Genomic DNA, 16487 nt, shown 5'->3' with positions numbered 1-16487 from the left:
TAATTTCTTCAAAATTAGGTAATATTTATAATAACTTAGTTGGTTTAAGTTATTATTAAGAAAAACCCGTTTAAGTTTAATCTCAAACGGGTTTCAGTTTTATGATTTTTATGCAAATCCACAAACAATTCCGCCCATTAAAGTGAGCGTAACAATCCAGAATCCTGCATGAATAAGTATGTATTTCCACGATTTTCTTTCGAATAATCCGTTAATTCCAATTATTGGTAAAGCAAAGAACAATCCTGAAATGAATCCGTGAAGTGCTCCATGTTTAAAAGTACGATAAGCCGTTCCGTAATCTGCCATGAAAGCTGCAAATGATGGTTTTGCATTTGCTAACAAAGGAGGGCCGCCAACCATTCCGACTGCTCCTGATTGATGAATGGTCAACGACATTAAAGTTACCGTGATCATTAAGGAAAAAATATACGTTAATCCGAAGATTTTGAGCATATTTCCGGTTCTAAGTTCTTCTTGTGTGAGATTATTTTCTCTCATCCAGATTGTTCCAAATACTTTTGGATGGTACCAAATAAATCCAACAACAAGTGTAACAATAGCTGCTAATAACAGCGCAACAAAGTTAATTTCCATAATATGAGGTTTTTAGAATTAGTTAGTCAAATTTAATCAAAAAAACATAATTATGTTATTTTATTGAAAGTAGTACAAATAATGTTAATTAATTACTTATTAACACTTTATCGACAATATACGCTTTATAACTACGAAATATATACTTTAGCCTTGAATAACAAAACCCCAAATCTGTTATGAAAAGCTTAGCCATAGTATTATTAATGCTTGTTTTTTCTGTGAATATTTTTGCAGATACAGTTTCGGATAAAGAGAAAGATGCCCTAATAAAATTCTATTACGCCACAAATGGACCGCAGTGGAAAATAAAATGGGATTTAGCACTTTCAGTGTCAACTTGGTATGGAGTTGAGATTGAAAATGGAAAAATAGTTGCACTTCGTTTAGCTGATAATAATCTACAGGGAGAATTACCCGCCGAATTTCTAGATTTAGTAAATCTCGTTGCTGTTGATTTGCATGAGAACAAATTATCGGGTGAATTGCCTTTGAATATTGATAAATTAAACCGCTTAGAAATTCTTGCATTATTTAATAATGACATTCAAGGCGAGTTGCCAAATTCTTTATATAAAATTTCAACCTTGAAAGTTTTACTTTTAAACAGTAACAAATTATCCGGTACTTTAAGTGCTGAAATTGTGAACTTAAGTAATTTACAGAATCTTAGTTTATTCGATAATAATTTTGAAGGAGAAATCCCGAAAGAACTTGAAAAATTGCATAATTTATCTGAAATGAATCTTTCGTACAATAAATTTAGAGGGGAAGTTTCAAAAAATCTGGCTTTGTTAGATCCTTTAAATCTGACAATGTTTGACGAAAATGGGAATCTGTTTTTGTTAGAAATAAATTCTGAAAAAGAAACGACAACAGTTACGGAGAATTCAGGAAATAAAACCAATAGTATTAAAGAAAAGATTTCTCCAAAATATAATTAATCATAACTTTGTGCCAAATTGATAATTTAAGATCAGTTTTTACAACAATTTACTTTTTTTTCATAACTTTAATATGGAATTCAATCAATCATAAAAATTGAAGTTCTGAAAAACTAATTTAACCTTCTCAATTATAAAATTATGGTAGTACAGTATCAAGGTGAACAACACGGAAAATCTACAACATTTACAATAAGAATTATTGGAAACAATTTGTCTAAAAGCAGTTCTAATTATCAAATCGATTTATTAGTAGGCGATAAACAATTGCCGACTTTTACAACATCAATTCACCAAAGTTTGTCGAATTGCCTAAAAGAAATCTATTTGTTCAGAAAGCATAATGGGATCAAATTCAATGCTTCGTCAGAGAAAATCGCACCGCTTTTAGTGCCTTATGATTTGGTTTTGTATAATTATAATAAATATGCTTTGTTTATGGCTTAAAGCTTTATAAATTTTAAAATATTAGAAAAGACTGTTCTGTTTGAACAGTCTTTTTTTTATGTCTAAAAGTGAAGGTTTAAAAAAAAAGATAAATGTTGAAAAAAGAATGTTTTTGTGGTTTAGTGGTATTTAACTTACAGTAAAATTCGACTTTTTGCCAATTTATTAACAATCTTTAAAAGTTTTATAAGAAATGAGGAAAACCGTAAAGATTTAAGATGTCTATTCACTTAGATTTGCGCTCAAAATGTTAAAATAAAAGAATAACAAATATTAAAATAAATAACCAGAATGTATAAATTAACTTTAAATAGTTTAGTTAAATTGGTTTTATTATGCATATTATTAATTAATATTCCTGATAAAATACAAGCTCAAACAGATACAAATAGTACTCCAACTCCTGATTTTGCACCTAAATCCCCTGAAGCTGCCGCTTTTTTAAAATATGGAGAATATCCGGTTGATTTGTCTACAGGAGTTCCGGGAATTTCGATACCACTTTATACTGTTGATGTAAAGGATTTTAAATTGCCAATATCTTTAGATTATCATGCTTCAGGTATAAAAGTAACTCAGGAAGCAACCTGGGTAGGATTAGGATGGAATTTAAATGCAGGGGCTCAGGTTGTTTTAAGCCCAAGAGATGAAATTGATGAAAATAATCCATACATTGATGACATTCCGGATGATGATTCAATAATTGCCTTTTTTAAATTACATCCTTATAAACATAACGATGTTCTGGCTTTAAATTCAAATCTTGATCAATCTAGGGTTAAGGATATGTATGTTTTTTCATCACCAACTGTGAATGGTAGTTTTTATATTAGAAATTTTGCAAACAATGATGTTGTAACGATACCTCCTAATGCATTCAAGGTCGATCTTCAGGGGACAAGTAGAGAGAACATGAAGTTTAAAATTACAGATCCACAGGGTAATGTGTATTCATTGAATACTACAGAGATTTCAGTTAGAACATTGACTCATGATGATAGGTACATTAGTGCGTGGTATGTAGATGAAATAAAAACGCCTTCAAATAATAAGATCAGTTTTACCTATCAGGATGATGGCGGTTTCAATGATATAAGTACCTTTCAAAGTATTAAAATAAATAAAAGAAGCGTAAGTAAAAACGTTGCAGGAGTTTGTTTGCCAGTACCTGTGATAGAGACTCAAATTGGTGCTGTAATAAACCAGACATCAAATACTCAAACGCTTTCAAAAAAAATAAAAGAAATCACTTTTAACGATGGTAATTCCAGAATTTTATTTACTAAAACAGACGGAAGGCAGGATCTTCTAAATGGAAATGGTTTTCTAAATAAAATGGAAATTCAGCAACGCGCATTTGATGGGTTTCAATCTGTAAAAGGTTTTGTTTTTCAGTATTCATACTTCCAGGAAGAAGGAGGAAGTATTAACTATTCAGGGAAAAGATTAAAATTAAATAAGATAGTTGATTTAAATGGCCAGGACCAGCAAAATTTTGTTTATTCGGATATCGCACTTCCAAATAAAAACTCAAAAGGACAGGACTATTTTGGCTATAATAACGGGGCAGTTAATAATGTAGACTTAATACCGAAGCATTATCTTAGCTATCCTTATGTAACAGAAGTTGGAAACGGAAATCGAAAGGTAAATTCTTCTGTAAATCAGGCCGGTATTTTAAAAGAGATTCATTATCCCACTAAAGGCTGGACGAAATTTAATTATGAAACCAATCAATTTTTTGGCATTGATGCTTTAGGTAAATATGAACCTATTATTGTTAGCAGTAATCTTATTCAGGGAACAGGAGGAACTGTACCAGTAAAAGAAAAACCAGGTATTGATGGAATGGTATGTGATAATACAAATCCGTTAGATTGTGTTAATTATGTTTCAATTCCCTTTACAGCTATAAATGCGGCAGGCTTGCTTACATTTAAATTGAATAAACCGCAGGGAGATGATCCAACATTACTGAAATATCACTATGCAAAAATTAGGGTAATTTCGGGAGGCAATGAAGTTTATAATTCAGGAAGCTTAGTCGGACAAGAATATAATATTCCTGTTACATTGCAACAATCCGGAACAATAGAGGCTGAAGTTTACGGGCAGTACTACAGCATACAAAACCTGCAGCTTAAATTTGTTAATAATGATCCAACATCTAAAAATGTTTTAGGTGCCGGACTGCGAATTCAAAGTGTTGAGAATTATAATTTTGATAATAATTTACTTTTAAAAAAGGAATACGACTATTCAGATATTAGCAATCAAAATATTTCAAGTGGTAAATTAATAAATGAATTAAGTACTACTTATACTTCTCATCAATTTACTAATTATAATTTTTCGCCTTGTGGTACTGGTGAAAGTTATGAGACATCGGGATGTTTTCCATCTTCTGATGTCAATGTAAGTTTTGATATTTCATCTAATTCAAGATATGGTATCGAAGGAAATTCGATAATTTATAAATATGTAAAGGAAAAACAAATTGATCCTGCAAATCTAACTAATAATGGATTTACTCAATATGAATTTACTATTGAAGGAGACAATATTCCTTTAGGTAATCCTGCTGTACAAATTTCTACGACATGGAAAAGAGGTAAAGTTTTAAATAAAAAAATATATAAGACAATAGGGGCAAGTAATTATATAGTAGAGGAGGAGAAAAATACTTATATTGAAGATACTGCAAAAATTTCTTATTATAATGGGTTTAAGATGTTCCGCAGTGGAAAGACTAATATAGTTGAATATACTGCAAATCCTCTAACACTTCTTTGTCCTTATAATGCTGATGGCTTAGATATAAGAGTTTTGAATATAATAGAACCTATAACGTACAATCTTCAAATTTTATGGTATTACCAAAAAACATCTGAAAAATCAAGTTATTTTTATAATCCATCAAATACTTTGACAGGAACAGTAGTAAGTACAACAACCTATAATTACAATAATCCGTCTCACTTACAATTAACATCGCAAACTACTACAAACTCGGTTGGTGAAACATTAGAGACCAAATATTTTTATGCACCGGATACTGAAATGGCAAGTAAACCTTTTGTAACCGAATTGAATGCAGCATATATGATTGGGATTCCGTTGAGCACCCAATCGTTTAAAGCCGGGATTAAAACTGCGGAAAAGCTAACCAACTATGATAAGAGTACAGCCACAAATAATGTATTGTTGCCAAGATATATATATGCTAACAAAGGATTAGCAGCTATAGATTTGAGTCTTGACAAAAAGCTTACTTATGATCTGTATGATGAAAAAGGAAATGTTTTACAGTATACACCAGAAAGCGGAATTCCGGTTTCTATCATTTGGGGTTATAATAAAACACAGCCAATTGCAACGGTTCAAAATGTTGTTTATGCCGCAATTCCCGCAGCAACAATGACAAATTTACAGACACTCTCAAATGCAGATAATGATAATTGTAGAACTGGCAGTTGCACAGAACAACTATTAAGAAATGCATTAAATACTTTTAGAGATACATTGCCTAATGCTTTTATTTCTACTTATACTTATAATCCTTTGGTAGGCGTAACGAGTGTTACAGATCCAAAAGGAATGACCTCGTATTATGAATATGATGAGTATTGCAGACTGAAATACGTGAAAGATATGAATGGTAATTTCTTATCTGAAAATATATATAATTATAAAAATTAAGATTAAAGTTATTATGAAAAAAATTATACTTTCAAGTATTTTATTTATGATTATTGCTTTTTGTTACGGACAAAGCCCAAAGGATGCTATGTCTGTCAATGTAGCACCGGGTGGCAGTTCAAAATGGTATATTGATCAGGATAGTGATGGATATGGGGCAAGTGAAGCAGAATATGCCCCAATAACTGCAGTAAACCAACCAGCGGGTTATGTTGGAAACAGTTCAGATTTAGACGATTATAATTATCGTATAACAAATATTCCTCCTCAAACCTTTTACAGGGATTCTGATCAGGATACATTTGGTGATCCCACTTCAGGCGTTCTTTATAGTGTAAAACCACAATATTATGTAACTAATAATACAGATTGCAACGATAGTGATGCTACTATAAATCCAAATACAGTGTGGTATCGTGATGCGGATGGAGATGGTTACGGAATAAGTTCTACTACAACTACTAGTTGTACACAGCCAACAGGTTATGTACGTAACTCCTCAGATTACAATGATACTACTGTTAATATTACCAATATAGCACCGCAAACTTTTTATCGTGATGCTGATAATGATACATTTGGTAGCCCAAGTGTAACGGTTTCCTATAGTGTTAAACCAACGGGATATGTTACGAATAATACAGACTGTAATGATGCTGATGCTACTATAAATCCGAATACTGTTTGGTATCGTGATGCGGATGCGGATGGATACGGGATAAGTACGACTACAGCGACCAGTTGTACACAACCAACAGGTTATGTTCGTAATGCATCAGATTACAACGATACTACAGCAAATATTACCAATATAGCACCACAAACCTTTTATCAGGATGGCGATGGTGATACCTTCGGTAATCCGGGTGTAAGTGTTTCTTATAGTGTTAAACCAACTGGATATGTAACCAATAATACAGATTGTAATGATGCTGATGCAACTTTAAACCCCAATACAATTTGGTATCGAGATGCAGATGGTGACGGATACGGAATCAGTACTACGACATCGGTTAGCTGTACTCAGCCAACGGGATACGTGCGAAACTCTTCCGATTATAACGATACTACAACTAATATTACTAATATCGCTCCGTCTACTTTTTACAGAGATGCTGATGGAGATACTTTTGGAAGTTCAACTGTAACAGTTTATTATAGTGCAAAACCAACAGGTTATGTAACTAATAATATCGATTATGATGATTCAACGGCTAATATTACCAATATAGCTCCGGCTACTTTTTACAGAGATGCTGATAATGATACTTTTGGAAGTTCAACCGTAACCGTTTATTATAGTGTCAAACCAACAGGATATGTAACGAATAATACGGATTGTAATGATGCTGATGCAACCTTAAACCCCAATACAGTTTGGTATCGTGATGCCGATGGAGATGGTTACGGAATTAGCACTACAACGCTGGCAAGCTGTACGCAGCCTGCAGGATATGTGCGTAACTCCACTGATTATAATGATACAACAGTCAATATCACCAATATCGCCCCAAGTACTTTTTACAGGGATGCTGATGGAGATACTTTTGGAAGTCCAACCGTAACAGTATATTACAGCGCAAAGCCAACAGGTTATGTAACTAATAATAGCGATTATGATGACTCAACAGCCAATATTACCAATATAGCACCGGCTACTTTTTATAGAGATGCAGATAACGATACTTTTGGAAGCCCAACGGTTACAGTATATTATAGTGCAAAACCAACAGGTTATGTGACTAATAATACAGATTGTAATGATGCAGATAATACTATAAATCCAAATACGGTTTGGTATCGCGATGCGGATGCTGATGGTTACGGAATTAGTACTACGACCTCTGTAAGCTGTACACAACCTGCAGGATATGTTCGTAATTCTTCAGATTATAATGATACTACGGCTAATATTACCAATATTGCACCTTCTACTTTTTACCAGGATATTGATGGAGATGGTTTTGGAAACGCTGTAGTTTCAATTTATTATAGTGTAAAACCTGCAGGTTATGCAGTGAATAGTACAGACTGTAATGATGGGGATGCAACCTTAAACCCTAATACAAAATGGTATCTGGATAATGATTTGGACAGTCTTGGAGATCCTTTGACCTTTGTACAGCAATGTACCAAACCAGCAGGGAATTATATACGTGACAATACAGACAATTGTCCTTTAATTGCAGGAACAAATGTTGATTGTAGTGCTATCGCTGCTCCTTCATCAGATCAAAATTACATTATTACAAAAACCTACAAAAAGGCAACTTCAACCGTTTTTACAGCTCCAACTCCTGATCAGGCAAAAGTGGACATTACTTATTTTGATGGATTGGGAAGACCCATGCAAAGTATTGCCAACCAACAATCGAATTCAGGTAAAGATATTGTCACTTTTATAGAATATGATGGTCTCGGAAGACAGGTTAAGGATTATCTTCCTTTTAAATCTTCAACGGCTAATATGGCTTATGATGCCAATAGTAAAGCGGGAATTACAGCCTATTATGGGACACCAAATTCTACTCAAAATGGTAATCCTAGTCTTGAAGCTACAACAAATGCTTTCAGCGAAAAACAATTAGAAGCTTCGCCGTTAAACAGGGTTTTACAACAAGCTGCTCCTGGTAACGATTGGGCAATGGCCAACAATCATACGATTAAAATGGATTATCAGACCAATGCAGGAGATGTAAAATTATTTAAAGCGACTGCAACCTGGGATGCCAGTCTTGGTTTATATGATATTGCATTTGTCAATGGTGACGCTACAACTTTTTATGCCGCTAATCAGCTTTATAAAACGGTAACGTATGATGAAAATAGCGCTATTCCACTTGTAGAAACAGCAGGATCAACTGTAGAGTTTAAAAACAAAGAAGGACAAGTTGTGCTAAAAAGAACCTATGATAATAGCATTGCACACGATACCTATTATGTATATGACAATTTTGGGAATTTAACCTATGTAATTCCTCCAAAAGCAGATGCGGCAATTACAGCAGCAGTATTAAACGATTTGTGTTACCAATACAAATATGATTCTCGTAATCGTATGGTCGAGAAAAAACTACCGGGCAAACAATGGGAATTTACCGTTTATGATAAATTAAACAGACCAGTGGCTACAGGGCCGGCTGCATCTCCTTTTTCAGATTTGACAACGGTAGGATGGTTAATAACTAAATACGATGCCTTTAGCCGTCCGGTGTATACGGGTTGGATGACTTCGACTGTCGCTACAGCTGCAGGTAGAAAAACACTACAGGATGCACAGAATTTAGCAACAGTTTTATATGAAACTAAGCAAACAACCGGAACTATAGATGGTATAGCAGCTTATTATAGCAATACTGTGGTTCCAACAGCTTTCAAGCTTCTATCGGTAAATTATTACGACAACTATACTTTTCCTAGTACTCCGGTAATTGCTATACCTGTAAGTGTAGAAAGCCAAACTACTTTAACCACAACTCAGGTAAAAGGACTCCCAACAGCCTCATGGAATAGAGTACCTACTACCAGTACCGCTACATTGGGAGAAACCGGTGCTACCTTTTATGATGCTAAGGCAAGACCAGTTCGTCAATATACAACAAACTTTTTGGGAGGTTATACTTATGTAGACAGCAAGCTAGATGCTTTTTCTGGTCAGTTGCAATATACTATGACCCGACATAAAAGACTAGCTGCCGATACGGAGCTTTTAACAAAAGATGCTTTTACCTATTCTGCACAAGATCGTTTGCTAACTCAAACGAACCAAATCAATGGAGGTACAATAGAAGTTATTGCTAATAATGCTTATGATGAGTTAGGACAGCTAATTTCTAAAAAAGTAGGAAACACTGCGGTAGCTCCTGTTCAAAAAGTAGATTATACGTATAATATTCGTGGCTGGCTGACTACTATTAATGATATTAATTCATTGACTAAGGCAGGAGATCCTAAGGATTTATTTGCTTTTAAGTTAAATTATAATGGTATAACAGATGTTACAAAAAAATTGTACAACGGAAATATAAGTCAGACCCTTTGGGCTACGGATAACACCGATAAAACGATTAAAAATTATATTTATTCGTATGATAAGCTTAACCGCTTAAAAACAGCAACAGACAATACAACCTTTTTTAATGAGGATAATATAATATATGATAAAAATGGTAACATCACCAAATTAAAAAGAAATGGTCAGTTAGTTGCCAGCCCATCTATTGCCACACCTGCAAATTATGGACTGATGGATGATCTTACGTATAGCTATGATGGCGGAAACAAACTTCAGATCGTCTCAGATTTGGGTAATGAAACTTATGGTTTTAAGGATGATGTAACAGGAGCAGGTGTTGTTGATACTAGTACTGATTATACCTATGATGTCAACGGAAATATGCTGACTGATGTTAATAAAGGAATTACGAATATCATTTACAATCAGCTAAATTTACCAACAAAAATAGTTTTGTCTACTGGAAATATTGTATATATTTACAATGCAATTGGACAGAAAGTGCAGAAAATAGTAACGACAATTTCTCCAGCAAGTGTTATTACAACAGATTATTTAGGAGGTTATCAATATAACAATGCAGTATTAAAATTCTTTCCAACAGCAGAAGGTTATGTAGAAGCGGTTTCAGGTTCTTATAAATATGTATACCAATACAAAGATCATTTAGGAAATGTGCGTTTAAGTTATGATAAAGCGCTTGTTATTCAGGAAGAGAATAATTATTATCCTTTTGGATTAAAACATATTGGATATAATAATGTTGCTTCTTCAACTAATGATGCTTTAAAGTATAAGTACAATGGGAAGGAGCTCCAGGATGATAATATTGGAGGTATACAGCTGAATTTATATGACTATGGTGCTAGGAACTATGACCCAACGCTTGGTCGTTGGATGAATATTGATCCACTTGCTGAACAATATAGGAGATGGTCATCTTATACGTATTGTGTAAATAACCCAATAAGATTTACTGACCCTGATGGGATGAATCTCGATGATCATTATATTGGTGATGACGGTACTGTTACAACAGTAAAGACAGAAGATACATTTGATAGATTCTATACTCAAAATAATAATGGAACTTATAAGTTAGAAGCCACTTTGGAAAAGAATATTGATGGATTGGTTAACTTTCCTGCAAGTGGAGATGGTTATTCCAGATATGGTGGTACTGATGCGGGCGGAACGTCAACAAATCCAAGTGAAGAGGTAGGTCAAGGTGATCATTATTTAAAACCGGAGGCAGCTGCTGCACTTTTTGGGGTTATAAGTACACTTCGGGATGCAGGTATATCTATTGCGTTAGGAGATATGTCATCTTCAAATGGTTCAGACCCATGGCAGCCTGGAAGTAAACACCATGGAGGTCATGGACATAATGGAAAACAAAGTGGAACAAATGTTGATTTTAGATATATTGGGAATGATGGGACTAGTTTCCAAAGCCAAACTGCAAACACAGATTCAAATTTCAGTAGTGCAAATAATACTAAAGTTTACGAAACTGCTAAGGCATATGGTTTTACAAAAAACTACCAAGGGACTAATGGAACTATACCAGGTATAACAAAGGTAGGAGGACATAATGACCATGGTCATTTAGGTTTGCAGTATCAATCAATGAGTTGGAATTATTCCCAAGATGCACCTTCACAAACTCCAAGACCTACTTGGCCTAGTTTGCCATCTAGAGTATTTTAATATAAATAACACTATTTTAAAAGGATAATTATGAATATTTTAAAAGGATTTATTTCAATTTTAATGATACCTTGTTTTTGTTCAATAAAGGAAAACTCAAAGGAAAAATTGAATATAACTCGCGAAAATCAGACGCAAGCGATTCAAAAAGAAAATACTGCTAACAATAAAGAAATTGTTGATTTTGTGGGGTTTGTTGTTTCAAATGAAAAGGGTGGAAATAATCAATTGTTCAAGCTTTATGATGATAAGGAAAAGCTTTTCAAATCATTTTCTTTTAGTAAGTCTACTGCAAAAATACAACCATATGCTTGGCATGCAGATTATTCACTATTAGTTTTTCGATGTATAGCAAAGACAGAAAAATGGTATAAGGTTATTTCTAATGAAACAACAAACGAAATAAAATATATTAGAACAGACGATATTAATTTTAAATTCCAAAGCAAGGAAAAACATATTTTAAGTGTATTCTCGATTGATTTTAACCCAACTAAAAATCCTATTAGAAAGGACCCAACCTTAAAATCTGTAAATCTACCTTACGATAATGACGAATTTTATTTCCCTGTTAAAATACAAGGGGACTGGTTGGAAATTAAATGGGGAGATGATATACGAAATAGGGGATGGATAAGATGGCAAGATAAAAATCAAATGTTAATAGAGTTGTTTTACTTTGCCTGATGTAGTAATGTGGTGATATTGAATTCAAGAAAATGGAATTCGATATAGTGTGCACAAAATAAAAATGCAATTAAAACCCAATCGGCAATTGCAAGACCTGCATCTGCACCAATAGATCCACCAACATGTGATGATTGTCCGTTAGGATATCAATGGAATAGAGATGCTGATGGAGATGGATTTGGAAATCCTGAAGTTTTTGTTTATAGTCAAACAAAACCGAATGGTTATGTAGGTAATCAATCAGATTTGGATGATACTAACCGTTATATTACAAATGTCCAGCCTCAAACCTTTTATAGAGATTTAGACGGAGATACTTATGGAAATCCAAGTGTTAGTGCAAATTATAGTATTAAACCAACTAGTTATGTAACTAATAATACAGATTGTAATGATGCTGATGCTACTATAAGCCAAGAAGGTTTTAAAGATGATAAATCTGCAACTAAAGCTTATAATCATTTTTCTGGATTAAAAGATAGACCAGATTACGATGGAAAATTAACATTGAAAGAAGCGAACGCATGGTTTCGTAATGGCGGCGGTGAACCTCTTTTTGTAGATGCAGCGAAAGTTAATTTATCACCTGTAGAGACTGGCGATTTTGAATCTGTTGGCTCTTCACAATATAAAAATTTCTTTTTGACTTCAAATCAGGAAACAGGAGCAGTGTATGGAACTATTAAACTTACTTTAGAGGACAATAATGGGACTGTAAAAATTGGAGGAAAAGGGGGCTATTTAGATACATATGATTTTGAACAGAAAAAATCTGATGGAACTCTTAAAAGAGAATTAAGAAATATTGGAACAAAAGCAGGTGCTATACTTGCAGGAAATGGAACTGGATATAAAATATATAATTATGGAAAAGGTAAAGTTGAAAAAACAAAGAAATAATTTTTTGTTTTGTTTTATTAGTTTTGTTTTAGCAGGTTGTTCAAGTACAACAAATCAAGAATATTTCAATAAAACTATGGGTTTAAATATTGAAATCAAAAAGAAAATTTTCAACTCAGAAAATTCAATAAGTCCCCAAGGGGAAGGTTTCAGCATGGAAATTATTACTTTTGATAAAAAGGAAAGTGATAGCTTATTTGTAAATAGTGATAGTTATCCTAAATCCTATGATTTACGAAAAGATTGGAAAATATCCAATTGGCAAAAGACACCATTAGTAAACAAAGATGTCTCCGAGCTTTTATTTAATTATGATATTAGTGATACAGCTGTTAAAAAAGAACTAGCAAATCTTAAGCTTCTAATAAACTCAAAGAATAATTATATTTCTTATTACTTCAAAGAAAGCGATGGAAACATATATGCAATCGACATCTGTGTTTTAGATATTGAAAATAAGAAAATTTATTTATGCGAAATAATTACATAGATTAAGATAGAAAATTGAATCGACAGTTATAATACGGTAGTGTTACAGATTAGGTGTTTTGGTAAATGTATCAGATGTGTTGGTGGTTAATTATTGCATTTAACGTTTACAGAAAATCAGATATTTATATTAATATCGCATAAAAATTAAAACAGCCTTTGGGCTGTTTTTTTATTTTATAATGCCTTAAATCGAAAAAAATGAGCTCAAACCAGACTAGGTGTTACAGATGTGTTGATGACATTCGAAAGATGATAAAGTATGGAAAGACAAAGTCTGGCAATCAAAGATATATTTGCAGAAAATGCGGGAAAACCAGAGTTGAAAATTATGCATATCTGGCTTATAAGGAAGAGATTAATCAGAATATTATTCAATTAACTAAAGAGGGATTAGGTATAAGAAGTACGGCAAGAATATTGAAAATTTCAACGACAACATTATTAAAAAGAATTGTTTTTATCGCCCGAAATATTACCAAACCAATTATCAGCAAAGGCAAAACTTATGAAGTCGATGAGCTTTGCACTTATATCGGACACAAGAAAAATTATATCTGGCTAGTTTATGCATTGGAAAAGAATTCTAAAAAAGTTGTGAGTTTTAATGTTGGGAAACGAACGAATAAAACGCTTAATCGTGTTCTGGAAATTTTAAAATTATCTGATGCTAAAAAGATATTTACGGACAGATTAAAAAACTACAGATATTTGATTGACGAGAAACTGCATTCGGTAAAACGTTTCGGGACAAACCATATTGAAAGGAAGAATTTGACACTCAGAACTCATCTGAAACGACTCAACCGCAGGACAATCTGCTTCAGTAAAAGTTTAGTGATTTTTACTGCTGTTTTGAAGATTTATTTTTGGATTTGAGCAATAAAACAGTAAGTTTATGCTTTAAAATGATGTTCTTAAAATATGGTATTTAACAGGTAAAACCTTGTAAATATAGTCACAGACCCTTTTGTAAGTATCAAGGACAACAGCGTCAAGACGAGCTGGGACTGAACTGGGATAGCTTTAAGTGGAGAAACTATGACATGGCAATTGGAAGATTCATGTCAATTGATTCCTTGGCAGAAAAATATACTTATAATTCAACTTACGCATTCCAAGAAAATAAAATGGGAATGGGTAGAGAATTAGAAGGTTTAGAGCTTATTTCTCCTCTTCTTCTGTAGAAGTAGAGTTTGCTCCAGTAAAAATGTGACTACCGGTGGAATGCCTGAAATGAGCATTGCTTTAGAGAATGTAGTTATTGAAACTGCTCCCAGAATTAGTGCATGGGAAAGTGTTGGTAATTTTCTTGGAGAAGCTTGGGAAGCGCTAACTGGCGGTTCGGATATAAAAACAGACTTGGTTCCAAAAAATGCTATGGAAAGGACTGTTGATAATGCAAAAGCAAAAGCAACAACACAAGAAACTGGAAAAATATACAAAGTTCCTGGTGAAAAGACAGAAAGTGGACAGCCTTATATAGGTCGTGCAAAGCAAAAGTCGCCAGAAAAAAGAGGAGAAGGCGCAAATGATGGTAGAGATAGAAAAGATGCGGAAATAATTGATAAATATGATCCAAATAAACCAGGTCAAGGCGCCTATAAAGAACAGAAAGCAATAGATGAGAATGGAAAGAATGGAAGAATTAAAAAAGAAATATGGGGAGTGATAAAGAAAAGATTGGTGAATTCTGGGATTGGTTTGAAGTTAATGAGCAAAACCTAGTTCCTAAAAAGATATCCGATGATTTAATATCAAAATTGGATCGAAAAATTTTGTCAATGGGAGATTTTAGTTGGGAAATCCAAGAAGGTATTATTGAAGATTATATGCTCATCATATCTCCAGGAGGAGATGTTGATTTATTGCCTAATACAAAATTTATTATTGAATTGGCACCTAAAATTGAAGGTTGGGAATTTTGCCATTATAAGCCTTCAAAAAAGTGGGACTATCAACTAACTTTATATGAAGAATCCAATGTTAAAAGGATTTTAGATGTGAAAGATTGGGAATACGTTCTTTATAAATTTCCTGATGAAACCTTTGATATAATACTTAAAGCCAAAAATTTAAAATCATCTTCAGAAAAAGAAAATATAGTAATTGGCGATATAGTTTTGGAAAGTATACTTGGTGAAGAACGAAGTTTAAAATTAATTAAAAACATAGAATTTGTCGATGAATTCGATGATACTGATAGGAAAAATAAGAACTCAATAAAATTTTTAAAAGAACACTTTGAAAAATTGTTATGAAATAAGTGTTTTCTAACTGTAACAAGTTTTTTTGAGAATTTAAAAGAAGGGAAGATTTCAATATAGACGAAAACTATTAAGCTATTGTAAAGAAGCCATCTCATAATGGAGTGAATGGAGTGGCTTTTTTACAATTCAAATACCCCCGCTCTCCGAAGAGTTTCTTAGGGAAACGCTGGGCGAATGTCTCCTGACTTCGCACCCGCAAAGATAATCCACAAAGAATAAAAATTAAGCCTCGTCCAGAAATGGCGAGGTTTTTTTGTGCTCAGATCTTGATAATGAAACTTATGGTTTTAAGGATGATGTAACAGGAGCAGGTGTTGTTGATACTAGTACTGATTATACCTATGATGTCAACGGAAATATGCTGACTGATGTTAATAAAGGAATTACGAATATCATTTACAATCAGCTAAATTTACCAACAAAAATAGTTTTGTCTACTGGAAATATTGTATATATTTACAATGCAATTGGACAGAAAGTGCAGAAAATAGTAACGACAATTTCTCCAGCAAGTGTTATTACAACAGATTATTTAGGAGGTTATCAATATAACAATGCAGTATTAAAATTCTTTCCAACAGCAGAAGGTTATGTAGAAGCGGTTTCAGGTTCTTATAAATATGTATACCAATACAAAGATCATTTAGGAAATGTGCGTTTAAGTTATGATAAAACGCTTGCTATTCAGGAAGAGAACAATTAATTCACCTGTTGACCCTGATACTG

Annotated in this window: 12 protein-coding genes and 1 pseudogene; 12 read left to right on the top strand and 1 reads right to left on the bottom strand. The window is 33.2% G+C overall.

Annotated features, from left to right (window positions below; translation table 11 throughout):
- Positions 1-108: 108 nt before the first annotated feature.
- On the bottom strand, positions 109-597 hold the full coding sequence (locus tag ACZ0AH_RS19090) for a DUF1761 domain-containing protein (protein WP_463477357.1): 489 nt from the start codon (positions 595-597) through the stop codon (positions 109-111).
- 179 nt (positions 598-776) lie between these two features.
- Between ACZ0AH_RS19090 and ACZ0AH_RS19085 the strand changes: the two genes are divergently transcribed.
- The 12 genes and pseudogenes from ACZ0AH_RS19085 (at position 777) to ACZ0AH_RS19030 (ending at position 16464) form a co-directional block, all read left to right on the top strand.
- Positions 777-1541, top strand: coding sequence for a leucine-rich repeat domain-containing protein (locus tag ACZ0AH_RS19085; RefSeq protein WP_463477356.1), 765 nt, complete (start codon positions 777-779; stop codon positions 1539-1541).
- A gap of 141 nt (positions 1542-1682) precedes the next feature.
- Positions 1683-1988 carry a hypothetical protein gene (locus tag ACZ0AH_RS19080; protein ID WP_463477355.1) on the top strand — a complete coding sequence of 102 codons (306 nt, stop codon included), beginning with the start codon at positions 1683-1685 and terminating at the stop codon, positions 1986-1988.
- A gap of 291 nt (positions 1989-2279) precedes the next feature.
- Positions 2280-5687 carry a hypothetical protein gene (locus tag ACZ0AH_RS19075; protein ID WP_463477354.1) on the top strand — a complete coding sequence of 1136 codons (3408 nt, stop codon included), beginning with the start codon at positions 2280-2282 and terminating at the stop codon, positions 5685-5687.
- A 13-nt stretch (positions 5688-5700) separates the two neighbouring features.
- Positions 5701-11412, top strand: coding sequence for a DUF6443 domain-containing protein (locus tag ACZ0AH_RS19070; RefSeq protein WP_463477353.1), 5712 nt, complete (start codon positions 5701-5703; stop codon positions 11410-11412).
- Between the two features lie 30 nt (positions 11413-11442).
- Entirely contained in the window at positions 11443-12099 is a 657-nt protein-coding gene (locus ACZ0AH_RS19065) for a hypothetical protein (RefSeq protein ID WP_463477352.1), read from the top strand.
- Between the two features lie 249 nt (positions 12100-12348).
- Positions 12349-13002 (top strand): hypothetical protein, encoded by a 654-nt coding sequence (locus ACZ0AH_RS19060; protein ID WP_463477351.1) that lies wholly within the window; start codon positions 12349-12351, stop codon positions 13000-13002.
- Positions 12968-13492, top strand: coding sequence for a hypothetical protein (locus ACZ0AH_RS19055; protein ID WP_463477350.1), 525 nt, complete (start codon positions 12968-12970; stop codon positions 13490-13492). The genes ACZ0AH_RS19060 and ACZ0AH_RS19055 overlap by 35 nt, the downstream gene beginning before the upstream one ends.
- Positions 13493-13692: 200 nt before the next feature.
- On the top strand, positions 13693-14370 hold the full coding sequence (locus ACZ0AH_RS19050; protein WP_463477349.1) for an IS1 family transposase: 678 nt from the start codon (positions 13693-13695) through the stop codon (positions 14368-14370).
- 104 nt (positions 14371-14474) lie between these two features.
- A pseudogene (locus tag ACZ0AH_RS19045) lies at positions 14475-14678 on the top strand (RHS repeat domain-containing protein); the annotation flags it as partial.
- A gap of 49 nt (positions 14679-14727) precedes the next feature.
- Positions 14728-15219, top strand: a complete 492-nt coding sequence (locus ACZ0AH_RS19040) for a hypothetical protein (protein ID WP_463477348.1) — start codon at positions 14728-14730, stop codon at positions 15217-15219.
- Positions 15153-15752: a hypothetical protein gene (locus ACZ0AH_RS19035; RefSeq protein ID WP_463477347.1), complete on the top strand. Its 600-nt coding sequence runs from the start codon at positions 15153-15155 to the stop codon at positions 15750-15752. Before ACZ0AH_RS19040 ends, ACZ0AH_RS19035 begins: the two co-directional genes overlap by 67 nt.
- A gap of 262 nt (positions 15753-16014) precedes the next feature.
- Positions 16015-16464 carry a hypothetical protein gene (locus tag ACZ0AH_RS19030; protein WP_463477346.1) on the top strand — a complete coding sequence of 150 codons (450 nt, stop codon included), beginning with the start codon at positions 16015-16017 and terminating at the stop codon, positions 16462-16464.
- The last annotated feature ends 23 nt before the right edge of the window (positions 16465-16487 follow it).

This window comes from Flavobacterium sp. AC105, from assembly GCF_979258495.1.
The sequence above is the reverse complement of the archived record's forward strand: the minus strand, read 5'-3'. Positions and strand labels throughout refer to the sequence as shown.